The following is a 24,339-nucleotide window of genomic DNA, read 5'->3' as shown; positions in this document are numbered from 1 at the left end:
CACAAGCTTAAGAAATTTGTCCAATAAAAAGGCTGCAAATGTTTAAGGAATTCCTTTTTTTATCCTGTTTTTAATGTATATTTTATTTTACAAGTAAATTAGACATTTTTTGTAGTATAATGGACGAGAAAAAGATCGAATAGCTTTTTTGCTTTATAAGGGGGATTGTACGTGGCGGATAAAAGTCGCGAGAAAGACAATAAATTAACCAAAAAGACGATCATTAAAAATCATTTAATTGAGAGAGGAAATGAGGCGAGAATCATTAGGAAAATTGTAGCCATTATCACACTGGTTTTCGTATTGGCTGCTGGGGCAACGCTGTTAGGAGGATATCTATATATCGAATCAGCATTGAAACCACTTGATCCAGACAATCAAAAGCAAAAAGAGATTGAAGTGCCTATTGGTTCCTCAACGTCCTCTATTGGACAATTATTGGAAGAAAAGAATATTATAAAAAATGGAACCATTTTTAAATATTATGTTAAATTTAAAAATATATCTGGATTCCAGGCGGGAAATTATAAGTTTTCACCTTCCATGACATTAGCCGAGATAACAAATGCGCTTCAATCTGGAAAGTTAGTCCAAAAAGAGGTCTTCAAGATTACTGTGCCTGAAGGATTTCAACTAGAGCAAATTGCCGATTTAATAGCTAAACAAACGGATTATTCAGCAAAAGAGATTATGGAGAAATTAGATGATCCGAAGACAATAGAAGAATTTGCGAAAAAATATCCTGAAATCATTACAGATGATATGAAAGCTAAAAATATTAAGCATCCATTTGAAGGATACTTATATCCAGCTACTTACTCTTTTTATGAGGAAAATCCATCACTAGAAGCTATTATTGATCCAATGATAAAACAAACCGAGAAGGTATTAGCGAACTATGATGGAGCTCTGTCTGAGAAAAAAATGAGTGTTCACGAATTGCTGACTTTGGCTTCATTAATTGAAAAAGAGGCAACAGCCAAAGCGGATCGCCAAAAGATTGCCAGTGTCTTTTTTAATCGAATAGACGAGGACATGCCTCTACAAACAGATCCGACAATCGCATATGCCTTAGGGGAGCACCAAGTACGAACAATGTATGAAGATCTGAAAGTAGATTCCCCCTACAATACGTATGTGCATAAGGGATTAACACCTGGTCCTATTGCGAATGCTGGTAAGGAGTCGATTGAAGCTGTTTTGAACCCTGCCGATACCGATTATCTTTATTTCCTAGCAGAATATGGGACAGGGGATGTATACTTTGCAAAAACATTAGAAGAACATAATGCTTTAAAGAAAAAACATATAACAGATAAAAGGAAGGAAGCTTCGAAGTGATAGATGAATCGGTAAGAAATTATCTCCATTCTCTTATTGGAGATCGTCCAAGTATTTTTTATGAGATGGAGCAATATGCCAAAGAGGAACATGTTCCTATTATGGAATCAACCGGAATAGAAGTAATGTTACAAATGATGAAGATCCAAAAACCAAAACGAATTTTGGAGATTGGGACAGCAATTGGGTATTCCGCTCTTAGAATGGCAGAGGCTTTACCGGATAGTCAGATTGTCACAATAGAAATCGATGAATCAAAAATAGAGAAAGCCCAGCATTATATCCAGCAAGCTGGTGCTGAAAAGAGAATCAGCATTATACATGGGAATGCATTAGATGTATTAGAGACTGTTAGGTCATTCGCTCCGTTTGATGCCATTTTTATTGACGCTGCTAAGGGCCAATATAAGAAGTTCTTCGAAATGTACAGTAAGTTTCTACCAGCCTCAGGTTGCATTTATGTAGATAATGTTTTATTCAGAGGACTAGTAGCAGATCCAACTGCTCGGGATAATAAAAGATTGGCAAAAATAGCGGAGAAACTAGCAGGTTTTAATCAATGGTTAATGAGCCATAATGAATTTGAAACAGTTATTATCCCAGTAGGGGATGGCCTGGCAGTAAGCCGAAAAGTATAAGTGATGTTCAAAAAGTAAGGATCAAGTGGATGAACAAAGGATAATCGGCTAAGCTATGGATCAAAGGCTAAAGGCGCGCCGTCCTGGCGGCAGACTCAAACCGCGACGTCCTGTCGCTTCGTCTGCACTAGTACATCCTTGTACGTCGCAACGCCTTAGTGACCAACATCCTGTTGGCCTAAATTCGTGACAACAATCGCCACGCCTTTGTGACCTGCTTCCTGCAGGCCTCTTGAACAAAAGTCTTTTTTGTAATAATATAGCATAGATACTATATATATGTACTCACATGAAGAAGGTGCGCGCCCATTCGAGGCGCGTTCTCATGTATACATCCAATATTAATATATAGAGGTTTTAAACAGATAAGGAGTGAAGGGAATGGCTGTCGAAAAGGTTTACCCAATGACAGAAGCAGGTAAAGCAAAACTTGAACAGGAACTAGAAGAATTAAAAACGGTCAAAAGAAAAGAAGTTGTGGAACGTATTAAAATTGCTCGAAGTTTTGGAGATCTATCAGAGAACTCGGAATATGATTCTGCAAAAGAAGAACAAGCTTTTGTAGAGGGGCGCATCACAACTTTAGAAAATATGATCCGTAATGCGAAAATTATCGAGGATGACGAGCTAAATTCAGATACTGTCACATTAGGGAAAACGGTCACATTTGTTGAACTTCCTGATGGTGATGAAGAAACGTACACAATTGTTGGTAGTGCCGAAGCGGATCCATTTGAAGGGAAAATATCAAATGATTCTCCGATCGCCAAAAGTTTATTGGGCCACAAGGTAGATGAAGAAGTCAATGTTCAGACGCCTGGTGGGGAAATGAGAGTAAGACTTGTTTCAATTAAATAAAAGCTAAAGAAGGGCTATCCAAAGGTCGATAAACTGATTTTTGGGAGCTCTTTTTTTGTGCCATTATTGGTTGATAAATTGTAAAAAAGGCAACACTGTTTTTGAGGTGGTTGCATGAGCAAGAGGCGTGTAGTACTTTTAACAATAAGCATTTTACTGGGATTAAGTTTATTATTAGGGAGATTAATGCAAATTCAGTTGTTTCAAACAGAACATTTTTCGAAGCACGGGGTTAATCTTTTTGAGGAAAGTGTGAAGCAAAGGACACAACAAGTATTAATTGACGATGGTCGAGGTCTATTTTTAGATTCAGAGGGTAAACCACTTTCACATCGCGAAGAAACGGTTCTTGTTTTATTCCCTTTTTTAAAAGGGATTGAGTGGGATCGAAAAAGATTAGCTGAAATTTTAGAAGTCCCATCAAAGCAATTAACAGCGAAAATAGAGGATGCTACATCTCCTTTTATCTATGGGGAATTAAGTGATTTACAAGCAAATAAAATTAATGAATTAAATATTCCTGGTGTTGTTTCTTTGAAACGGAAGTGGATTCCCAATCGTTTACCAGCAGCCCAACTGATTGGGGTGGTTGGTGAAAATAATGAGAAATTTAGGGGAAAATACCCGGATAAAAATATGAGTGATTTAAAAATAGGTGTTACGGGGCTTCAAGAGCAATTTGATGAGTTTTTATTACCTGATACACCAACGAAATTAATTTTTCATGTAGATGCGATTGGGAATCCTTTGTTTGGCGTCAATGTGAAATATACCGGAGAAAATAACCCATATTATCCCCTTAATGTGAAAACGACGATCGATCGCACAATACAAGAAAAAATGGAAGAATTATTGGAAAAGCACCAAGTTGAAAATGGTGGTGCCATATTAGTGGATATTGAGTCAGGGACAATTATCGCAAATGCTTCACGCCCTTCTCTAAATGGTGAAAGACCTTTTGATGATAAAGGGTCGATCAATCAGATGTTTGAAGCACATATTCCTGGCTCTGTATTTAAAACGGTTGTCGCTACAGCGGCGATTGAAGAAGGTTTAATCAGTCATTCGGACCGTTTTAATTGCGATCTGAATATTAGAGGAGAAATGGCGACACGCCCTTTAGGTGAGTTAAATTTGGAGGATAGTTTTGCGCGTAGTTGTAATCGTACCTTTGCTGAGCTAGCTAACAAGGTTCAAGATAAAGATCCTCACTTATTAGAAACGTATGCCGAAAAATTAGGATTAATTGGCTCACAAAGCTGGGAAGGAGATGTTTTTTATCTTCATGATTTTAAGCAATTTACTTCTTCACCCGGGAGGATATTTCTACAGGATCAAAAGCTAGTTGACCATAATTTTATTTCGCAAACTGGAATTGGACAGCATGAGGTTCGTGTCTCACCAATCGGAGTAGCGAATATGATGGCGACCATTGCAAGAGGAGGAAAGGGAAAATCGATTCGAGTAGCTTCAGAGATCCAATATGCGGATGGTGGAGCAATGTTTGAATTTCCCGAGCAAGATAAAAAGGAACAATTTATTTCGACTGCTGCTGCACAAAAAATGCAACAACTACTGAGGAAGGTTGTGACAGATCCTGAAGGAACGGGTGCCTATTTTCAAAATCTACCTTATGAGGTAGCAGGGAAGAGCGGCACAGGCGAAACAGGTATTGAATCTGAACGGCATCCATTGTATAACAAATGGTTTGCTGGTTATTTTCCATTTGAAAGCCCAAGATATTCGCTTGTAACGGTTAATTTAGGTGTAAAAGAAGATGAAGGTTCGGTTACGAGTCTTTATGCTGATCTAGTTCAAATGATTTATGAAGAAGAACAATAGATTACAAAAATAAAGGTAAATTTAATTCACGTTTTTTCTCGTCCATGATATGATAAAGACAATGGAAATGGAGTGGATTATATGCCAGATAAATTTGACCGTATCAATTCACGTTATGAGCAGCGTGCAAAACGAAGGAAGACAAATATTATATTAAATACATTGATTGCGATCGTGATCATTCTTATTCTCATAGTTGGTGGCAGTATTTTCTTAACTGACAGCAAGACGGAGAAAGAAACGAAAGAAGCGGCTAAAACAGAGGCACAAATAGCCGAAAAACAACAATCGGATAATAAGCAAGATAAAACAGACGAAGAGAAAGAAACGAACCAAGAGGATGAAGCCAACAAGAATTCAGATGACCAAGAAGTAATTGAAGAGGATAGTGATGAACCGAATGTCGAAAAAGTGATCAATGATCCTTCATGGGAACCAATTGGCACAGAACAAACAGGTGATCATCAATATTCTGCGGAAATGGGAACGATAGATTGGAATGAAAAAGAGCAGGCCGCTGCCTATGCCATTGGCATTTCTCCGGATAATATGACGAATTGGTGGACTAGAAAAGGGGATGATCTAGGAAATCAAGCGGTTATGACGGTATCTGAAGCAAGTAAACCTAATGAAGCGTATAGGGTTTATCTTGAGTGGATTGACGGCAAGGGTTGGAAACCTACAGAAGTAAAGAAATTGATCGAAAATGATCGCGGACAAGAATAAGAAAAGCTATGAATGGGGTATGTAAGGATGAACATTGCAATCATCGGCGCAATGGAAGAAGAAGTGTCCATATTAAGAAATCAAATGATAGACAAAGAAACAGAAACTATAGCTAATTGTGAGTTCACAGTTGGACAAATAGAGGACAAGCAAGTGATCTTGTTGAAATCAGGCATTGGTAAGGTGAATGCCGCCATGTCAACGTCGATTTTACTAGAGAGATTCAAACCAGACATTGTCATAAATACTGGTTCAGCTGGTGGTTACCACCCAGATTTAAATGTAGGGGATTTAATCATCTCAACAGAGGTTCGACACCACGATGTAGACGCAACGATTTTTGGGTATGAATATGGTCAAGTTCCGCAAATGCCGCCTGCTTTTAAGGCAGACCCTTTCCTTGTAGAAAAGGCTGTAACAGCAGCAGAGAAACTGGAAGGCATTCAGACAGCAAAAGGGCTTATTGCAACAGGGGACTCATTTATGAATGATCCTGAACGAGTGGAGTTCGTACGTCGGCAATTTAAAGATCTTTATGCCGTTGAGATGGAAGGAGCCGCTATTGCGCAAGTAGCATGGCAATTTGCTGTTCCTTTTGTTGTCATCAGGTCTTTATCTGATATTGCGGGGAAAGATTCAAATATTTCATTTGATCAATTCCTGGAAACGGCTGCGATTCATTCAGCCGAGCTTGTAGTAGAAATGATCAAGAATATTTCGTGAAATCCCAATAGGGCAATCCAAAGCGATTGCCCTATTGTTATGGAAAAATAGGTACGATGATCATTCATTCTTACTCATCATCTTGTGTCTTTTTGAGCTTTTCTCTCTCAGCCCTGTAAAATTCGTGGAACATTTTCATAAGCGCCCGTTTCTCAATGCGTGATACATAACTTCTCGATATTCCTAACTCTTTGGCAATTTCTCTTTGCGTTCGCTCTTTTTTTAAGTTCAAACCGAATCGGCCAACAATGACTTGTTTTTCCCTCTCATCTAAAACATCAATATATTCTTTGACCCTTTCTAATTCCATATTTAATTGAATCGTGTCAAATACATCCTCCAGTTCTGATTTCAAAACATCAATTAAGGAAATTTCATTCCCTTCTTTGTCATGCCCAATTGGATCGTGTAGTGAAACATCTTTTTTTGTTTTTTTTAATGCTCGCAGATGCATCAAGATTTCATTTTCTATACAACGAGCAGCGTAAGTAGCGAGTTTGGTTCCTTTACCAAAGGAATAACTTTCAATCGCTTTAATTAATCCGATTGTTCCGATGGAAATTAAATCTTCCGCATCTTCACCGGTATTTTCAAACTTTTTCACGATATGAGCTACAAGCCGTAAGTTATGTTCGATTAAAAGATTACGCGCTGTTTCATCTCCTTCTGCCATTTGTTCTAAGTAAAGTTTTTCTTTTTCAGGGGACAAAGGTTGTGGAAAGGCGTTATTTTTAACATATGAAACAAGGAACATTAGCTCTTTGAATAAATAGCCAATTGCTGTAAGTAACCCAGACAAATCCTTCACCTCCATCTCCGCTTTTGCCTATATCACATGTATATGAGAGTTCCCGAATAGTTTTGCTTGTCTCGCCCAAAAACTTAAAAAGGATGATCAAAAAGTCCGGTAAAAATGACGCTGCGGATTTCTTCGTTGGCTTGCTTCTCCGCTCCTCGGAAAAGAAAACCACTTTTCCTTCGTGCGATGCGGATTCGGGGAAGCTTTCCTTGTGCTCATGTATTTAAATGCATACATTGCGCTGCTCGAAGGCTGCGCCGCCTCGAACTTCCGACGCACAGGATGTGCTAGTGTCGGCGTTGCTGACAGGACGTCAGCGCCCTTAGCCGACGGGTCCTTTTTATCCTCCTTTTTGAACACTCACTTAAAGAACCCCTAAAATTATGAAAAATAGGATAAGTCTTTTATAATGAAAAAGAGGACAAAGTTGATAGGAGGAATCAGATTGAGAAGTCATTATGAAGAGACATGGGACTTAGATGTTTTTTTCGCTGGGGGAAGTGATTCTCCACAATTTGCAAAACATTTACAAAGCATCAAAAAACAATTAGTCCAATTTGAAGAGGAAATTGAGAATTGGAAAATTCCTACAACAGGGCAAGATACATCCCTGTTAGGATTACTGGAAGAAATGCAGGAAATTTCTGATAATACGGGACAAGCAGGAGCATTTGTAAGTTGTTTACAGGCACAAAATTCAAATGATTCAAAAGCGAATGAATTGCGGGGGATTGTCACAACACTGCAGGCTAAATTGGATTCAATACATACACTTTTTGATGAAAAACTTTCCGCGATTGAAGAGAATGTTTGGTTAAGCTTATTAGAGAGACCTGATACTCAAGAAATTGAATTTGTATTGAATGAGAAAAGAAAACAGGCATCTGAAAAATTGCCGAAAGAACAGGAATCCCTCATTCATGCATTAAGTGTGGATGGTTACCATGGTTGGGGAGAATTGTATGATACGATTGTTAGCAAAATAAAGATTCCCTTTGAGGAAAAAGGAGAAAAAACCGAACTATCTGTTGGGCAAGCTGCCAATAAATTTTCCTCCCCTGATCCACAAGTACGTCAACAAATCTTCACGGCTTGGGAAAAAGCATGGGAGCAAGAATCCGATCTTTTAGCCGATACGCTAAATCATCTTGCTGGTTTCCGACTATCCGTTTATAACCAAAGAAAATGGGATGACTTTTTGAAGGAAGCTTTAACTTATAATCGTATGAGTGAAGAAACCTTAAATGTGATGTGGGAGGCTATTTCTGACCATAAACAACCATTTGTAGATTTTCTTTATCGCAAGGCAGAAATTCTCGGTGTTGAACAGTTAAGTTGGCAAGATTTAGATGCACCGATTGGAAAAGCCAATAAGGCATATAGTTACCAAGAAGGCGCAGATTTCATTCTAAAGCACTTCAGTGAATTTGGAGATGATTTACCCAGTTTTACAGAAAAAGCTTTTGAAGAACGGTGGATTGAAGCAGAGGATCGACCCGGAAAACGACCAGGGGGTTTTTGTACGTCCTTCCCAAACAGTAAGCAATCAAGGATTTTTATGACCTATTCTGGAACCCCCGGAAATGTTTCAACTCTTGCTCATGAATTAGGTCATGCGTTTCATTCTCATGTTTTAGAAGAAGTTAATCCTTTTAACCGCGATTATGCGATGAATGTGGCTGAAACAGCTTCGACATTTGCGGAAATGATCGTTGCTGATGCATCTGTAAGAGAAGCTCAAAATGAAGATGAAAAACTTGCTCTCTTGGAAGATAAGATTCAACGATCTGTTGCTCTATTAATGAATATTCATGCTCGCTTTCTATTTGAAACTCGTTTCTATGAGGAACGTAAAAACGGAATTGTTAGTAAAGATCGCCTTAATGAGTTGATGACAGAAGCACAAAAAGAGGCCTATGGGGATGCCTTAAAAGAATATCATCCTCTGTTTTGGGGGTCAAAATTACATTTCTTTATTACAGATGTTCCATTTTATAATTTTCCTTATACCTTTGGTTATTTGTTTTCATTAGGGATTTACGCGAAGGCATTAAAAGAAGGCAAAAGTTATGAAAAGAAATATATCGCGCTTCTGCAGGATACCGGTTCCATGACAGTAGAAGAACTTGCACAGAAACATTTGAATGTTGACTTAACCAAAAAGGACTTCTGGGAACAAGGCATCCAACTGTGCATCCAAGATGTCAAAGAATTTATGCACATGACAAGAAAAGCGTAAGCGCCTGCTCAGCGACGTACAAATTTTAAGGCTTCTGACGAGATAAAGGAAACACGATGAACCCAAAGGGTGAATCGATGTTGACTTATCGTAGGAAGAAGCCGTAAATTTGCTAGTCGCTAGGCGCTGTAGCTGGACAAGAAAAGCGTAAGCGCCTGCTCAGCGACGTAAAATAAAGCCGGTCAACTCTTTCGAGGTGAACCGGCTTTTATTAAACTTTTTTTATTGTAAAATTACTAATCATCATGATGGATAATAGAAAACTAATAAGAATAAAAGAGTACGATGGTAGGTATGAAATCGTGAGATAACTTAATGTTAGCAAACATCCAGCGGCAGTGATGGGGAGTCCCGTAAAATATCCATCATTTTCAGCAATATTAAATCGAGCAAGTCTAAAAGCCCCGCAAGCGATATAGAAAATAGTAAAAAATATTCCTGGAAAACCAAACAAATGAAGAATTCCCTGATATAATAACAAGGCAGGAGCGACCCCGAAAGAAATTATATCACTCATTGAGTCAAGTTGTTTTCCTAGATCCGATTCAATATGAAACTTTCGAGCAATCATTCCGTCGAAGCGGTCAGCAAGGGCGGCAATAAATATGAAGAGTAAGCTTAAATGAAGTTGACCGTTTATACAGGCGATGATGGCAAATCCGCCCAATCCTAAGTTGAGTAGAGTTAAAACATTTGCAGCATTTGCTTTCAATAAACGAATAGTCATATCCATTACATTGGTTAACATTACAGCACCTCCTTTTTAGTACGGATCATTATAATTATAAAGCTTTCCAACAAAAATGTTAACAAAATTTTTATCGGAGGAATAAATTTTGAAACAACGATTATATCGAGCTTTGATTAGATCGACGAATGGTCCCACTTTTTCAAATATTATTTCGCGGTTTGCTCAATCAAGTTTAAGTCGACCATTTATTAAGCCGTATGCAAAAATTTTCCGAATCAATCAGGATGAAATGGCTGGTCAGTGGAAATCCTATCCAAATTTGCATGCTTTTTTCATAAGGAAGTTAAAAGCTGGTATACGCTCTATAGATGAACAATTTAATACGGTGATCAGCCCAGTTGATGGTGTGATTGAGGATATGGGGACGGTTAATTTAAACCAGGATATCACGGTAAAAGGGAAAAGATATTCCGTTGCGGAAATGCTTGGTGGAAAAGAGCAAGCCAAACAATTTGTAGAGGGGACGTATATGATCATCTATTTAAGTCCATCCCATTATCATCGCATTCACTCTCCATTATTTGTGAAAAAACTCAATCAATACAGCCTTGGCAAACGTTCTTTTCCAGTTAATTCATTAGGATTAAAATACGGGAGAGCAACTTTAGCGACCAATTATCGAATCATCACGATATTACAACACGAAGATGTTCGTCTGGCGATGGTAAAAGTTGGAGCGATGATGATTAACTCGGTTGAAGTGATAAATCAAAATGAAACTTGGGAAAAAGGAGAGGAAATTGCCTACTTTTCCTTTGGTTCGACAGTTATATTGTTGTTCCCAAAAGCGACTTTTGAGCCACAGTTACAACAAGCCCTGCCTGTCCCCGTGAAATATGGAGAAGTGATTGGGAAAATAAAAACAAAGCACCATAAATGAAGTTTACGGACGCTTTGTCATTAAAATCCAATTGCATTAATTTAAGGTTACTTTTTTCGTATACTGTTCTAGTTGTAATGATCGCCGGTGGAGCTCCATTTCAATTAGCTGAATAAAGTCGTAACTCAACTTGAGTTCTTTAGCCTTGTAATAAGATTCAATCAATAGTTCGTCTGATAGCTTATTCATCAGCTTTCACCTCCAGCAATTTTAAGTATAAAAGCAAAACACCTTCATAAAATAATAGTTTGTCTAAACGTTATAATTACTTTAACAAAATTAGTTGTTTGGAACAAGTGTTCCGTTATCCACAGGGAGGAGTGGATAACTTGTGGGCAACTTATGGAAAAATCCGCTAAGACTTGATGTAAACACTTTAATAAAGTGAATAAAGTTATCCACAGATGAAAAGATGTTAGAAAATGTCGAAAAGTATTTGGTATTAACAAAAAAGATGCGATTTTGTCAAAAATTAGGTAAGATACATTTACATATATTTTTTAATAGAGGTGCAAATCATTGCTAAAAAAATTCCTGCCTGGAGAATATGTCAAAAGTATTTATCATATTTCTCCGAGCGTATTAAAAGAAAAAGGGGTCAAGGGTATTATTACAGACCTTGATAATACATTAGTTGAGTGGGATCGACCGAATGCGACACCAACGTTAATTGAGTGGTTAAATGAAATCAAGCAGCATCAGATTAAAATTACGATCGTGTCAAATAATAATGAAGAACGAGTGAGAGTTTTTTCAGATCCACTGGGAATACCATTCATTTCAAAGGCGAGAAAGCCACTAAGTACAGCTTTTAAAAAGGCTCTACTAACAATGAATTTGAAAAAGGAAGAAACGGTCATTATTGGAGATCAGTTATTAACAGATATATTGGGTGGAAACCGCCTGGGTTTACACACGATTTTGGTTGTTCCCGTTGCTAGTTCAGATGGTTTTTTTACTCAATTCAATCGTAAAATTGAACGTAAGATAATGGCGAATTTCAAGCGAAAAGGCTTGATTGATTGGGAGGAATCAAATTGAGCAATACCGAAGAATATATTTGTTATGGGTGCGGTGTTACGATTCAGACGGAGGATCCTAAAGGAGTCGGTTACGCACCAAGCTCGTCTTTAGCAAAAGAAGAGATTATCTGTCAAAGATGTTTTCGGCTAAGGCATTATAATGAGGTCCAGGATGTATCACTTACAGATCAAGACTTCCTGAATATCTTAAATCAGTTGGCAAAAACGGATAGTCTGATTGTCAAAATTGTTGATATCTTTGATTTTAACGGAAGTTGGCTTCCTGGGCTTCATCGCTTTGTAGGGAAAAACCCGATTTTACTGATTGGAAATAAAGCGGATTTACTCCCCAAATCAGTGAAATCGAGTAAAGTGATTCAGTGGATGAAGAATGAGGCAAAGCAATTAGGGCTTAGACCCATTGATGTTCTTCTGACAAGTGCGCAAAAAGGATTTCATATTCAAGAGGTACTTGAGAAAATCGATCATTATCGAGATGGAAAAGATGTGTATGTAGTCGGTTGTACAAATGTTGGTAAATCAACATTGATTAATCGCATCTTGCATGAGGCAGCAGAAGTAGAAAATCTTATTACGACTTCTCATTTCCCTGGAACCACATTAGATATGATCAAAATTCCTTTAAATGATGGCCGATCATTGATTGATACTCCTGGTATTATCAATCATCACCAAATTGCTCACTATGTTGGCAAAAAGGATTTGAAGATCATTACACCGAAAAAAGAAATTAAGTCTAGAGTGTTTCAATTAAATGAACAACAAACTTTGTTTTTTGGTGGATTAGCTAGGCTAGATTATGAAAAAGGCGGCCGGCGTTCCCTCGTATGTTATATGGGAAATGAGCTAGACATTCATCGGACTAAATTAGAAAATGCGGATGCTTTATATAAAAATCATCTTGGAGACATGCTGCAACCACCACGAAAGGATGAGCTTGAAACTTTCCCGGAACTCATTCGCCATGATTTTACCATTCGCGAAGGGAAAACAGATATTGTTTTTTCAGGCTTGGGCTGGGTGACTATACCAGAAGCTGGAGCAAAAGTCGCAGCCTATGTTCCGAAAGGTGTTCATGTATTATTACGAAAATCACTTATTTAATAGAGAGAAAAAGGGGATATGTTGACGATGAAATTATATGGAGTGATTGGGGATCCTATCGGACATTCTCTATCTCCTGTGATGCATAATCGAGAATTTAAAGAATTAGGAATGAACGCTCACTACCACCCATTTCATATTAAAGGGGCAGACTTGGAAACAGCAATTAAAGGAATGAAAGCGATCGGGGTGGAAGGCTTCAATATCACGATCCCGCATAAAACAGCAATTATCCCTTACTTAGATCAAATCGACCCATTGGCTCAGGCTATTGGCGCAATTAATACGGTAGTAAGGGAAAATGATCAATGGATTGGTTTCAATACAGATGGAGAAGGGTTCATGAGAGCTTTACAAGCAGAATGGAAAGAGGAATTAGAGAATGAACGAGTATTAATTATAGGGGCAGGAGGGGCAGCAAAAGCGATTTTTTATACATTATTATCGAAAGGTATTAAGCACGTTGATATCTGTAATCGTACGGTTGAACGAGCGCTAAATCTTATAAATAGTTGCCCTTATAAAGGTTATTCTTCTGCTTTATCTTTTGCTGAGGCAGAAGATAAACTAAATGAGTACACGTTGGTCATCCAAACTACGTCTATAGGGATGTATCCAAAAATCGATCAATCTCCACTATCGCTAGCTCGCTTAAATCCTCAAGCCTTTGTATCTGATATTATTTACAATCCATTTCAAACAGCTTTTCTTAAGCATGCTGAAAGCCAAGGGGCCCAAATACAAAATGGATTAGGTATGTTCGTTTTCCAAGGTGCTTTAGCATTTGAAAAGTGGACAGGGAAAATGCCAAATATAGAAAGAATGACCGAGACAGTAATCAGACAATTAGGAGGAAATATATGTTAACCGGAAAACAAAAACGCTTTTTAAGATCAACAGCTCATCACCTTCAGCCGATTTTCCAAGTAGGGAAGGGTGGAGTAAATGATAATATGATTAAGCAAATAAAGGAAGCCCTTGAAGCAAGGGAGTTGATAAAAATTAGCATTTTACAAAATTGTGAGGAAGATCGGGAAACGGTCGGCAACGCTTTATCTGCAGGTGCAAATGCCGAACTTGTTCAAATTATCGGGAATACGATTATTTTATATAAAGAATCGCAAGATAATAAACAACTTGAATTACCATAATACGAGGAGATTTCTAGTATGCAAAAACAGCGTATAGGCATTTTAGGTGGTACCTTTGATCCTCCACACCTTGGCCATTTAGTGATCGCGAATGAAGTATTACATACTCTAAAATTAGATCAAATTGCTTTTATGCCTAATCAAGAGCCTCCTCATAAGGTAAGAAAAAGTGGCACAACCGAGTCTGACAGGGTTCGGATGTTAGAATTAGCCATAAGGGATAACCCTTTCTTTGTCATTGAAAAAATTGAATTGGAGAGGCAAGGAAAATCCTATTCACTTGATACAATAAAAATGTTAAAAGAAAGAAACCCAGATGTTGAGTATTATTTTATCATTGGAGCAGATATGGTAGAGTATTTACCCAAATGGCACGGCATTGAAGAATTAGCAGAGCTTGTTACTTTTATAGGGGTGAATCGTCCGGACTATGCGCTAGAAAGTCCATATCCCGTTCAATATATAGAAGTTCCTCAAATGGATATATCTTCTACGCTCATTAGGGAAAGATGTAAAAAGTCCTTCTCCATAAAATATCTTTTACCCGATAATGTCATTCATTATATTGAGGAGAATGGTTTATATGAATCGTAATCAAGCTTTAGAAATTGTACAGAGATCATTAGGGACCGGTCCAAGGTATCAACATACCCTCAGGGTGCTAGAAACGGCAATTACATTAGCTGACCGGTTTGGGGAAGATGTAAACAAAGTTGAACTAGCAGCGATCTTCCATGATTACGCGAAACTGATGTCAATTGATGACTTGAAAAAATGGCTTTTGAAAGCAAAGGAGGACTCAAGGTTAGTCGATTATCATTCCGAATTGTGGCATGGACCAGTGGCAGCCTATTTGACTCACCAAGAATTTGCGATCGAGGATAGGGACGTATTAAATGCGATCCGTTATCATACAACGGGACGGGCCAATATGTCTCGACTTGAAAAAATTATTTTTTTGGCGGACTACATTGAACCACAAAGAGATTTTCCAGGGATTGATGAAACGAGAGAACTAGCTTGTAAAAATTTGGATGAAGCCATGGTAAAAGCGTTAAGTAATACGATTGCGTTTTTATTAACGAAAAAGTCTGCTATTTATCCTGATACGTTCGAAGCCTATAATGATTTAGTAAAAAAGGGAGGAATTCGTTTTTGAATACGGAAAAGCTATTAGACACTCTTGTAAAAGCCGCTGATGATAAGAGAGCGGAAGATATTGTTGTTCTTAATATGAAAGGTTTATCCTTGATTGCAGATTATTTTATCATTTGCCACGCCAATTCAGGTAAACAAGTTCAAGCAATCTCAAGAGAAATGAAGGATAGGTCTGAAGAAATAGGAACTGATGTTAAAAAAATTGAAGGTTTTGATGAGGGAAAATGGATTCTCATGGATTTTGGGGATGTCATCGCCCATATTTTCCATCGAGATGAACGTAGCTATTATAATTTGGAAAAACTCTGGGGAGATGCACCAATGATTGATGTAATAAGTAGGGTGAATCGTTAATGTATGGCCGCTTCGCTTATGTTTACGATATATTAATGAGTGATGTCCCCTATAATAAATGGCTTCAATTTGTAGAACGAGAAAAGCAGGCCAATCAAGTAAAAGGGAAACAGATTTTAGAAATTGCGTGTGGGACTGGTACATTATCTGTATTACTTGCTCAAAACGGTTATGAAGTAACTGGAGTGGACCTGTCCTCGGATATGTTAATGGTTGCTCATGAAAAAGCAAAAGGAATGAATGAAAACATTACGTTTTATGAGCAAGATATGTCCAAATTGGAAGGTTTGGGTCAATATGATATCGTGACTATTTTTTGTGATTCTTTAAATTACTTGCAGTCACCAGAACAGGTTATAAGCACATTCGATCGTGTCCGTGCCCATTTGAATCCAAACGGCTTATTTCTATTTGACATCCATTCTCCGTATAAAATAGAAAAAGTCTTTATGGATCAAACTTTCTCTTATGTGGATGAAGAAGTTTCTTATATATGGGATTGTTATTCAGGAAAGACACCTTATACAGTAGAACATGATCTTACTTTTTTTCTGAAAGATGATGATACGAGTCAATATGAACGATTTGATGAGGTTCATATGCAAAGGACATATTTAGTAGAAGATTATACAAAATGGTTAAAAGAAGCGGGATTCAAAATTTTATCGATTACAGCAGATTTTACGAAGGACACTCCAAAGGAGAAATCGGAGCGGATCTTTTTTGTCTGTCAAAAAGAAATGTAAGATGACCAGTGGGGATAAATCTACCCCCACTGGTATGAAAATAAAAATTTTTTAAAAAAAAGCAGGATTATTATAAAATCTGTCGAAAGCTTATTTAATCGACAAAATCCTTTTTTAATTCTTGGACCTCCTGTGCATATTTTTTATGTGTTGCTTGAAAAACCTTTTCAAATGTATCTTCCAATTCATTTTCTAATACCCGAATCCCTTCTCCGGTAATTCCGCCTTTCACACATACCTTTTCTTCTAGTTCAGATAAGGAATAATACCCTTTTTTCAGTAGATCGCCTAAGCCAATCAACATATGTTCAAATAATTTTTCGGCTGTTTTTTCATCGATTTTCGTTTCTGTTACGGCCGCTTCAATGAATCGCCTCGTCATATAACTAAAAAACGCTGGTCCGCAACTCACAATATCTGAAGATACTCTTGTGATCTCTTCGGAAATAATAAGAGGGGTAGAGATCATCGAAAAGGTTTCAAGTAATTCATTCTTCCACTTATCTGTACATTGCTCTCCGAAAGTAAATAATGTAATTCCTGAAAGGGCACGATTTGTTATGCTTGGAATGGCGCGTGCGCAAGAACTGGAAACCACTTTTTCTAACCAAGCTGTTTGAATAGGGCTTGTAATAGAGACAAGACACTGCTCTTTTCTAAAATATTGCCTGTTCTGATGAAGAAAATCGTAAAAATCCTTCGGCTTCATACAAAGAAAGATTAGATCAGACGTTTCAATTAACTCTTTGGGACTATTTGCGATGGTGATTCCCTTGTATTTATCTCTAAGGCTCTCAGCTTTTGCCTTTGTGCGGTTGATAATCATTAGGTTTGAAGGAGATATGGCCTTTCCTGTGAGAAGTGCTTCAGAAAGAATAGTACCCATATTTCCGATTCCGATAATTCCGACCTTCACGTTTCTCCCTCCTTCATCCATTACTCTTAACAAATGTATGCTGGTGCCCAAAAAATATTCATAAAGATGTGAGGTGGATAAAAAATTGCCTGTTTGGTTTGAAAAATATAAACAATTGATTATGATTGTAGTGATTGCGATTATTATACTTTCTCTGCTTTTATTTAAGTTTCATCAGAAGGAAGAGGGAGGGTTAAATGATCCAATATGGACGGAACAGGAGTCAGATCAATTAGAAGTGGAAAAACAAGAGAAAGAGTTGGCACCTGAGAATATTTTTGTCGATTTGAAAGGAGCAGTTAAAAAACCGGGGTTATACAAAGTAGTAGCAGGAGAGCGAGTACATGATGTGCTAGAAAAGGCAGGCGGCTTACTAAAGACGGCTGATGAAAAACAAATTAACTTTGCGATGAAGTTATATGATGAAATGGTGATTTATATTCCGGAAATCGGTGAAGTAGAAACGGAAATGGCCGATTTAAACAATATGAATTCTAGTAACGACGAGAAAGTGAATATTAATAAGGCAGATGCAGATGAATTAGAAACATTGCCAGGGATAGGTCCAAGTAAAGCAGCCGCTATTATACAATATCGTGAAGAAAACGGTTTATTTAAAGAGATAGAAGAGCTTATGAATATATCTGGTATCGGCGAAAAGACATTTGAAAAATTTAAGGAACAAATTAAAGTTCAATAACATAGGAGAAATATACTGAATCAAACGTGATTTTTTGGTAATCTGTTATAATGAGAAAAAAGTAGAGGAGTAAAAACATGAAAAGAATATCCTGGAACCAATATTTTATGGCACAAAGTCAATTACTATCATCTCGCAGTACTTGTACAAGATTAGCGGTTGGCGCTACGATTGTAAGAGATAAGCGGATGATCGCAGGCGGTTATAACGGTTCCATTGCAGGTGGCACTCATTGTGCGGATGAGGGCTGTTATATTGTCGATAATCATTGTGTCCGAACGATTCATGCTGAAATGAATGCCATCCTCCAATGTGCGAAATTCGGAGTAGCAACAGAGGGAGCGGAAATTTATGTCACACATTTTCCGTGTTTACAATGCTGTAAAGCCCTTATTCAAGCGGGAATAAAAGCTGTTTACTATGCTGAAGATTATAAAAATCACCCATATGCCCTAGAACTTCTTGAACAAGCAAATGTGAAAACAGAGAAAGTTCCCCTCGATAAGGACGTCTTCCTATCATTTGCGGAGAGTGTCTAATAGGCTTTTTCTAGGAGCCTGTCCAAAAGCTTAGGGTAACTGGATAGGGACTTTTCGGACAGCTCCTTCATTATGCAATGATATTGAATAAAGGAGATGCTATGTTTACAGGTAGATGGATTTTTTTAGCACTTGCTTCACTTACGGGCCTCTTAATCACGCTTGAATTCCATTTATTTTCTATTTTATTGACACTCTTGCTCATGATCAGAGTCATACTTGAAAAAAATATCAAGCTTTTGTTAACTTGTTGTGTATGTCTTTTGATTTTTTCGAGCATTGGCTTCCTCAAAGAAAAAAATAATCGCTCCATTTATAATCAAGGGGACATGACCACGACCATTACATTTCAACAATTCCCTCTCATTGATGGAGATCGGTTAAAGGCGATCGTCGTCACCAATCACGAGAAACTCCAGTTACAGTATCTTATCCAAACTGAGCAAGAAAAGGAATTCTTAAAAAGGTCGATTCAAGCTGGTACTGTTTGCAAAATCTCAGGTGAATTGCTCGAACCAATGCAAAATACGAATGAACATGCCTTTGATTATGCTAAGTATTTAAAAAGGCATAATATCCATTGGATTCTCCAGCCCTCGAAAAATGCGCTTCAAAATTGTGCCTCTAGCAAAAAATCACTTGCCCATTACATCATCAATATTCGCGAACAAGGAATTCGTCTTGTTGAGGAAAACTTTCCCACCACACTTCTCCCTTATGTGAACGCCCTTATTTTTGGCGAACGAACCTTTTTTGATGAAGATCTATTGAATGCTTATCAGCGTTTGGGCATTATCCATTTATTGGCCATTTCTGGCCTTCATGTTGGGTTCATAATGGGCTTTCTTTATTACTTCTTTAAAAGAATCGGTTTAACCAAAGAAGTCACGTACTGGGTTTTTGTTGGTTTCTTGCCACTGTATGCAATGATAACGGGTGCCAACCCTCCGGTTATTAGGGCGGTGCTGATGATGCTGTTTCTTCTGTCATCAAAAAAGTGGCGTCTGCCGCTTACTACAATGGATACGGTTGCCATCAGTTTTATCCTCTTTATTTTGTTTCATCCTTATATTATTTATCAAGCGGGTTTTCAATTATCCTTTGCTGTATCAATGGGATTAGTTATGATGTCAAATGGCTTTTCGAAAGAAACTTCATTTCTTAAGACTTTGTTTGAAACATCTCTTACTTCAATGCTCGTTTCTCTCCCCATTTTAGTGTGGCACTTTTATGAATTCTCGATCGTGAGTCTTATTGCGAATATGTTTTTTGTTCCGTTTTATTCATTGATCGTGCTTCCTGCTGCGATTTTTACTTGGGTGTTACAATTTGTAGATGATAAGATCTTTATATTTTTTACCAATGTTTTATCAAAGATTTTGATCTTTTTCGAACATGTTGTGACGCATGTAAGCTCATGGAAATTTTCTTCTGTTATTACGGGAAAACCAAGCGGCATTGCCTTATTCTTCATCATCCTTGGAATTGGGGTCTATTTTCTTTTGCGGGAAAAGAAAAAGTTTCGGGTAGTTGCCATTTTTCCCCTCCTAATCATTTTCATCATCTATTTTGGGGGATTACATTACTCGACAAAGGGAGAAGTGGTTTTTATTGATGTCGGGCAGGGGGATAGTATTTTTATTCAATTGCCCTATAATCGGGGGACTTATCTAATTGACACTGGAGGGCAGATTGATTTTCCGAAAGATGAATGGAGAGTGCGGGAAAGTCCATTTGATACTGGGAAGGATATTTTGCTTCCTTTTTTAAAAAGCAAAGGGGTGCAGAAAATTGATAAATTAATTTTAACACATGCAGATATTGATCATATGGGAGCAGGTGAGGAGCTTTTAAATCAAATAAAGATAAAGGAAGTTCATATCCCCCCGAACTCTTGGGAAAAACCAATGATGAAAGCTTTTCTTATGAAGGCAGAGGAAAAAGATGTAAAGATCACGGTTAGTAAGGCAGGGGAGAAATGGGCAAATAAATCGGGTTCATTTTCATTCATTTATCCTTTAGATGAAAAGTATCTAGATAATAATTCTTCACTTGTTTTGCTAGCAGATTTTGGTGGATTGAAGTGGTTGTTTACGGGTGACTTAGAGGTAGAAGGAGAAATGGAATTATTACAGACTTTTGGAGAATTGCCAACGGATGTTTTAAAGGTTGGTCATCATGGGAGTAAGACATCAACAAGTATTGAATTATTAGAAAGAATCAAGCCTAAATATGCGATAATATCTGCCGGTAGGAATAATCGTTACGGACACCCACATCCCGATGTGTTAGAAAATCTGCAAAAATTCAATGTGAAGGTTTTTCGGATCGATGAACAGGGGGCATTACATTATAAATTTTCACATAAGGGTGGAACGTTTCAAACCATCCCTCAATAAGATATAGTAAAGCGACAAAAAATATAACATACCCGCGTAGCAATGGTTTGCCTAAACAAAAAAAGTCTGCATGAGAGCAAACTTTCTTTAAAAAATTACTTTCCTACAATTTCAATAACCGTTCCTAATACAAAAATAGCAGCGAAGAAAACAAAAGAAACGACAAAACCAACACCTGAGTCTATCGCGTCATTTCGTTTCGATTGTACATTTTTTTCAAATTCGTTCACTTCTATCCCTCCTGTTTCCACTTATAGTATAGACGAAGACTTAAAAAAAATCCACTTTTTCCATTACCACTGTTGTCAAGAGTTTACACCCATACTTTTTAGTAACGAGGTCACAATATAGATACAAGAAGATACTTCTTATATTCTGCAGAATGATAACCAACAAGTAAGAAGCGCATGCGCTATGTTCCGCTACAGGAAAAGACTCCTAGGACTTTTCCTTGTAGCGTTCATCATAGATCTGAGACAAATCGACTTATGTTGATTTGTCTCTTTGCACTTGTCAAATGAGCCCAGCTTTCTTACGATATAATAAGAAGATGAATGAGAGAAGGGCTAGAACATGAAAATTTGGGATCAATTAGAAAAAAAACAATTTGCTTCTTTGTATTTATTATACGGAACAGAAAGTTATGTAATCAATGAAACAAAGCAAAAAATAGTGACAAATGTGTTAACAGATGAGGAAATGGACTTTAATTTATCTGTTTACGATATGGAGGAAACTCCAATAGAACAGGCATTAGAGGATGCAGAAACATTCCCCTTTTTTGGAGAAAAAAAATTGGTGATTTTACATAACCCGATCTTTCTTACCTCAGAAAAGTCAAAGGAGAAAGTGGAACATAATCTGAAAAAATTAGAGACCTATATACTAGAGCCAGCGCCTTATACGATTTTAGTGTTTGCGGGTGATTATGAAAAATTAGATGAAAGGAAAAAAATAACGAAATTATTAAAGAAACATGCAGAAGTGGTGGAAGGGAAAAAACTAAACGAGAAAGAGTTAGTTGTCTGGGTTCAACAACAAGCAGCAGATCGGCAAGTGAAAATGGACCAATCCGCCGTTGATTTATTAGTAAATTTAGTTGGTCCCGATTTAACTCGTCTTCATTCAGAACTTGAGAAAATATTTTTGTATGTTGAACCAGAGAAGGAAGTTCATATTGAAACAATAGAAAAATTGGCTTCCCGGTCATTAGAACAAAATATATTTGATCTAATTGATAAAGTTGTCCAACGGAAAATGGACCAAGCTTTCAGAATATATTATGACTTACGAAAGCAAAATGAGGAGCCGATCAAAATTTTAGCCTTAATTGCAAGTCAATTTCGTTTGATTTATCAAGTAAAAGAATTGGTTAAACGTGGCTATGGACAAACCCAGATTGCCAGTACATTAAAAGTCCATCCTTTTCGGATAAAGCTTGCCGTCGGACAAGCTCGGTCTTTTTCTGAAGCGGAATTAGCGGAAATTATCAAGCTTTTATCACAAACAGACCTAAAACTTAAAACTGGAGGAGCGGGGAGAGAGGTCGCTTTAGAATTGTTTTTACTTCAATTAGGAAACGTAAATGAAGATTAAAAAAACGTCCCAAACGGGGCGTTTTTTTGATTATGAATTTATAAATTCTAGCTTGTGGATAACTTGCATGATGTTGCGGTCGATCTAGCTCCAGGCACCATCGGCTCGAGGTCAAATAACCTGGGACAAAGAAAGGCAAAGAACGCCTTTCTTTGTCCTAGAACATTTGCTTGTCGCCGATAGGTGGTGCCTTACGCTTTTCCTGATTATGCCATATGGCTCAATTTTTTTGATAGACGAGCTTTTTGACGATTAGCAGTATTTTTGTGGATTAAACCTTTTGTTGCTGCTTTATCTAATTGTTTTACGGCAGTTTTAAATAATTCTTTTGCATCTTCTTGATTCGCTTCCGTAGCTGCTTCAAACTTTCTTATGGCAGTACGCATAGCAGATTTTGCTGCTGCATTTTGTGCGCTTTTTGCATCATTCACTTTTACGCGTTTAATAGCTGATTTAATGTTTGGCATTCCTTTCACCTCCTGTATAGCATCGAGATTCTATATCACTCGACCAATACCGTTATAAACGATAAGAACAAAGGATATTTTATCAAACAGACTGCCGGATTGCAATACTTCTGAATGAAATTTGGCAAGGAAGGAAATGATGTGAAAAAGAAAGGAATAGAACGGAGGAGCTTGTAATGACAGAAAAAGACATAGATTTAAATCAATATTCTGTGCGGACAGACCTCGCAACAGAAGCTTTTGAAATAGCTTTAGAGCAATTAACTGGAAAGAGAAAGAACAAGGTTGAGAACAAGGAAATTGAAGGTGTCATCATCCAAGAAAAAATGGAAAATGACATGAAGATTTCTATGGCAACAGTCACGGCTGAAGGAGAAAAGCGTGTTGGGAAAAAGCAAGGCCATTATCTTACCCTTGAAATACAAGGAATTCGCTCACAAGATAGTCACACACAACAAGAAGTTCAAAAGGTATTTACTCGTGAGTTTCACTCTTTTCTGCAAATGCTGAAAATTTCTAAAGATGCTAGTTGTTTAGTTGTCGGATTAGGAAACTGGAATGTCACACCAGATGCCTTAGGGCCAAGTGTTTGTGAGAATTTAATCATAACCAGGCATTTATTTCAATTACAACCAGAAAATGTGGAGAAAGGCTATCGCGCTGTTAGTGCGATTGCTCCCGGCGTAATGGGGCTTACCGGAATCGAAACAAGTGACATTATTTTTGGGGTTATAGAGAAATCCAAACCGGATTTTGTCATTGCGATCGACGCACTTGCTTCAAGATCCATTGAAAGGGTGAATGCTACTATTCAAATTTCAGATACAGGTATCCATCCAGGATCTGGGGTAGGGAATAAACGAAAAGAATTAAGTAAAGAGACACTAGGGGTCCCGGTTATTTCAATTGGAGTTCCAACTGTCGTAGATGCTGTGACGATTACAAGTGATACGATTGATTTTATTTTAAAGCATTTTGGTAAGGAATTAAAAGAATCAGGGCGCCCCTCAAGATCCTTAGCCCCTGCTGGTATGACGTTTGGGGAAAAGAAGAAGCTAACCGAAGAAGATTTACCCGGAGAGAGTGAAAGGCAAACTTTTTTGGGAATGTTAGGTGTCCTGGATGAAGAGGAGAAGAGGGGATTGATTTCAGAGGTGCTGGCCCCATTAGGTCATAATTTAATGGTAACACCTAAAGAAGTAGATGTATTCATTGAGGATATGGCTAATTTATTGGCAACTGGCTTAAATGCGGCTTTACATGCGGCGGTTGACCAAACAGATACTGGATTTAAAACAAGATAATTTTGTTCTACTATTTTTTAAAACTGCATATGATTTAGTAGAGATAATGATAGTGAGGTGGAAGG

At 37.6% G+C, this 24,339-nt stretch carries 27 protein-coding genes; 21 read left to right on the top strand and 6 right to left on the bottom strand.

All coding sequences use genetic code 11. The features are described 5' to 3' along the window. Window positions 1–171 precede the first annotated feature (171 nt). The 6 genes from mltG (at window position 172) to mtnN (ending at window position 6,128) form a co-directional block, all read left to right on the top strand. Complete coding sequence (gene mltG / locus KI363_RS00915) at window positions 172–1,341, top strand: endolytic transglycosylase MltG (protein WP_212964947.1); 1,170 nt, start codon at window positions 172–174, stop codon at window positions 1,339–1,341. After that, complete coding sequence (locus KI363_RS00910) at window positions 1,338–1,979, top strand: O-methyltransferase (RefSeq protein WP_306345138.1); 642 nt, start codon at window positions 1,338–1,340, stop codon at window positions 1,977–1,979. The genes mltG and KI363_RS00910 overlap by 4 nt, the downstream gene beginning before the upstream one ends. A 381-nt stretch (window positions 1,980–2,360) precedes the next feature. Beyond that, window positions 2,361–2,837, top strand: coding sequence for a transcription elongation factor GreA (gene greA, locus KI363_RS00905; RefSeq protein ID WP_158323329.1), 477 nt, complete (start codon window positions 2,361–2,363; stop codon window positions 2,835–2,837). A 114-nt stretch (window positions 2,838–2,951) separates the two neighbouring features. Then, window positions 2,952–4,679, top strand: coding sequence for a peptidoglycan D,D-transpeptidase FtsI family protein (locus KI363_RS00900; protein ID WP_212964946.1), 1,728 nt, complete (start codon window positions 2,952–2,954; stop codon window positions 4,677–4,679). 81 nt (window positions 4,680–4,760) lie between these two features. Continuing rightward, window positions 4,761–5,405, top strand: coding sequence for a YrrS family protein (locus KI363_RS00895; protein WP_212964944.1), 645 nt, complete (start codon window positions 4,761–4,763; stop codon window positions 5,403–5,405). Window positions 5,406–5,432: 27 nt separating this feature from the next. After that, window positions 5,433–6,128: a 5'-methylthioadenosine/S-adenosylhomocysteine nucleosidase gene (mtnN, locus tag KI363_RS00890; protein WP_212964942.1), complete on the top strand. Its 696-nt coding sequence runs from the start codon at window positions 5,433–5,435 to the stop codon at window positions 6,126–6,128. 70 nt (window positions 6,129–6,198) lie between these two features. Here the strand turns inward: mtnN and sigK are convergent, their stop codons facing one another. Beyond that, complete coding sequence (sigK, locus tag KI363_RS00885) at window positions 6,199–6,942, bottom strand: RNA polymerase sporulation sigma factor SigK (protein WP_191967526.1); 744 nt, start codon at window positions 6,940–6,942, stop codon at window positions 6,199–6,201. A 430-nt stretch (window positions 6,943–7,372) separates the two neighbouring features. Between sigK and KI363_RS00880 the strand changes: the two genes are divergently transcribed. Further along, window positions 7,373–9,166: a M3 family oligoendopeptidase gene (locus KI363_RS00880; RefSeq protein WP_246516651.1), complete on the top strand. Its 1,794-nt coding sequence runs from the start codon at window positions 7,373–7,375 to the stop codon at window positions 9,164–9,166. 211 nt (window positions 9,167–9,377) lie between these two features. On the opposite strand, the gene pssA is transcribed toward KI363_RS00880, so the two are convergent. Then, window positions 9,378–9,914, bottom strand: coding sequence for a CDP-diacylglycerol--serine O-phosphatidyltransferase (gene pssA, locus KI363_RS00875; protein ID WP_212964930.1), 537 nt, complete (start codon window positions 9,912–9,914; stop codon window positions 9,378–9,380). 88 nt (window positions 9,915–10,002) lie between these two features. On the opposite strand from pssA, the gene KI363_RS00870 reads away from it, so the two are divergent. Further along, complete coding sequence (locus KI363_RS00870) at window positions 10,003–10,797, top strand: phosphatidylserine decarboxylase (protein ID WP_212964928.1); 795 nt, start codon at window positions 10,003–10,005, stop codon at window positions 10,795–10,797. Window positions 10,798–10,833: 36 nt separating this feature from the next. Here KI363_RS00870 and KI363_RS00865 read toward each other — a convergent pair whose 3' ends face one another. Then, the gene (locus tag KI363_RS00865) at window positions 10,834–10,986 is read right to left on the bottom strand and encodes a sporulation histidine kinase inhibitor Sda (RefSeq protein WP_158322788.1); all 153 of its coding nucleotides are present in this window, start codon (window positions 10,984–10,986) and stop codon (window positions 10,834–10,836) included. Between the two features lie 330 nt (window positions 10,987–11,316). On the opposite strand from KI363_RS00865, the gene KI363_RS00860 reads away from it, so the two are divergent. Genes KI363_RS00860 through KI363_RS00825 form a run of 8 tightly spaced genes read left to right on the top strand, consistent with a single transcriptional unit; the run spans window position 11,317 to window position 16,353 of the window. Then, complete coding sequence (locus tag KI363_RS00860; RefSeq protein ID WP_158322790.1) at window positions 11,317–11,838, top strand: YqeG family HAD IIIA-type phosphatase; 522 nt, start codon at window positions 11,317–11,319, stop codon at window positions 11,836–11,838. Beyond that, a complete protein-coding gene (gene yqeH / locus KI363_RS00855) occupies window positions 11,835–12,944 on the top strand; it encodes a ribosome biogenesis GTPase YqeH (RefSeq protein WP_246516649.1) in 1,110 nt (369 codons plus the stop codon). The genes KI363_RS00860 and yqeH overlap by 4 nt, the downstream gene beginning before the upstream one ends. Window positions 12,945–12,971: 27 nt before the next feature. Continuing rightward, window positions 12,972–13,811 (top strand): shikimate dehydrogenase, encoded by an 840-nt coding sequence (gene aroE / locus KI363_RS00850; RefSeq protein ID WP_212964918.1) that lies wholly within the window; start codon window positions 12,972–12,974, stop codon window positions 13,809–13,811. Further along, window positions 13,805–14,095, top strand: coding sequence for a ribosome assembly RNA-binding protein YhbY (gene yhbY / locus KI363_RS00845; protein ID WP_158322796.1), 291 nt, complete (start codon window positions 13,805–13,807; stop codon window positions 14,093–14,095). The genes aroE and yhbY overlap by 7 nt, the downstream gene beginning before the upstream one ends. A gap of 18 nt (window positions 14,096–14,113) precedes the next feature. After that, window positions 14,114–14,689 (top strand): nicotinate-nucleotide adenylyltransferase, encoded by a 576-nt coding sequence (locus tag KI363_RS00840; protein ID WP_212964916.1) that lies wholly within the window; start codon window positions 14,114–14,116, stop codon window positions 14,687–14,689. Beyond that, window positions 14,679–15,254 carry a bis(5'-nucleosyl)-tetraphosphatase (symmetrical) YqeK gene (gene yqeK, locus KI363_RS00835; RefSeq protein WP_212964913.1) on the top strand — a complete coding sequence of 192 codons (576 nt, stop codon included), beginning with the start codon at window positions 14,679–14,681 and terminating at the stop codon, window positions 15,252–15,254. The genes KI363_RS00840 and yqeK overlap by 11 nt, the downstream gene beginning before the upstream one ends. Beyond that, the gene (gene rsfS / locus KI363_RS00830) at window positions 15,251–15,607 is read left to right on the top strand and encodes a ribosome silencing factor (protein WP_212964911.1); all 357 of its coding nucleotides are present in this window, start codon (window positions 15,251–15,253) and stop codon (window positions 15,605–15,607) included. The genes yqeK and rsfS overlap by 4 nt, the downstream gene beginning before the upstream one ends. Then, on the top strand, window positions 15,607–16,353 hold the full coding sequence (locus tag KI363_RS00825; RefSeq protein ID WP_212964909.1) for a class I SAM-dependent DNA methyltransferase: 747 nt from the start codon (window positions 15,607–15,609) through the stop codon (window positions 16,351–16,353). The genes rsfS and KI363_RS00825 overlap by 1 nt, the downstream gene beginning before the upstream one ends. A 94-nt stretch (window positions 16,354–16,447) precedes the next feature. Here the strand turns inward: KI363_RS00825 and comER are convergent, their stop codons facing one another. Further along, a complete protein-coding gene (gene comER / locus KI363_RS00820) occupies window positions 16,448–17,269 on the bottom strand; it encodes a late competence protein ComER (RefSeq protein WP_212964907.1) in 822 nt (273 codons plus the stop codon). Window positions 17,270–17,354: 85 nt separating this feature from the next. Between comER and KI363_RS00815 the strand changes: the two genes are divergently transcribed. The 3 genes from KI363_RS00815 (at window position 17,355) to KI363_RS00805 (ending at window position 20,907) form a co-directional block, all read left to right on the top strand. Then, on the top strand, window positions 17,355–17,969 hold the full coding sequence (locus KI363_RS00815; protein WP_212964905.1) for a helix-hairpin-helix domain-containing protein: 615 nt from the start codon (window positions 17,355–17,357) through the stop codon (window positions 17,967–17,969). A gap of 77 nt (window positions 17,970–18,046) precedes the next feature. Then, complete coding sequence (locus KI363_RS00810; RefSeq protein WP_158322815.1) at window positions 18,047–18,508, top strand: ComE operon protein 2; 462 nt, start codon at window positions 18,047–18,049, stop codon at window positions 18,506–18,508. Between the two features lie 77 nt (window positions 18,509–18,585). Beyond that, window positions 18,586–20,907, top strand: a complete 2,322-nt coding sequence (locus KI363_RS00805; protein WP_306345136.1) for a DNA internalization-related competence protein ComEC/Rec2 — start codon at window positions 18,586–18,588, stop codon at window positions 20,905–20,907. A 95-nt stretch (window positions 20,908–21,002) separates the two neighbouring features. Here the strand turns inward: KI363_RS00805 and KI363_RS00800 are convergent, their stop codons facing one another. Further along, a complete protein-coding gene (locus KI363_RS00800) occupies window positions 21,003–21,137 on the bottom strand; it encodes a YqzM family protein (RefSeq protein WP_158322818.1) in 135 nt (44 codons plus the stop codon). 343 nt (window positions 21,138–21,480) lie between these two features. Here KI363_RS00800 and holA point away from each other — a divergent pair, with 343 nt between their 5' ends. Beyond that, the gene (holA, locus tag KI363_RS00795) at window positions 21,481–22,503 is read left to right on the top strand and encodes a DNA polymerase III subunit delta (protein WP_212964901.1); all 1,023 of its coding nucleotides are present in this window, start codon (window positions 21,481–21,483) and stop codon (window positions 22,501–22,503) included. A gap of 206 nt (window positions 22,504–22,709) precedes the next feature. Here holA and rpsT read toward each other — a convergent pair whose 3' ends face one another. Continuing rightward, on the bottom strand, window positions 22,710–22,970 hold the full coding sequence (gene rpsT / locus KI363_RS00790) for a 30S ribosomal protein S20 (protein ID WP_158322822.1): 261 nt from the start codon (window positions 22,968–22,970) through the stop codon (window positions 22,710–22,712). A 176-nt stretch (window positions 22,971–23,146) separates the two neighbouring features. On the opposite strand from rpsT, the gene gpr reads away from it, so the two are divergent. Continuing rightward, a complete protein-coding gene (gpr, locus tag KI363_RS00785; RefSeq protein ID WP_212964899.1) occupies window positions 23,147–24,274 on the top strand; it encodes a GPR endopeptidase in 1,128 nt (375 codons plus the stop codon). Window positions 24,275–24,339 lie beyond the last annotated feature (65 nt).

Source organism: Lederbergia ruris, assembly GCF_018332955.1.
GTDB classification, from domain to species: Bacteria; Bacillota; Bacilli; order Bacillales; family Bacillaceae_C; genus Lederbergia; species Lederbergia ruris.
This window is presented reverse-complemented; position numbering and strand designations above follow the sequence as displayed.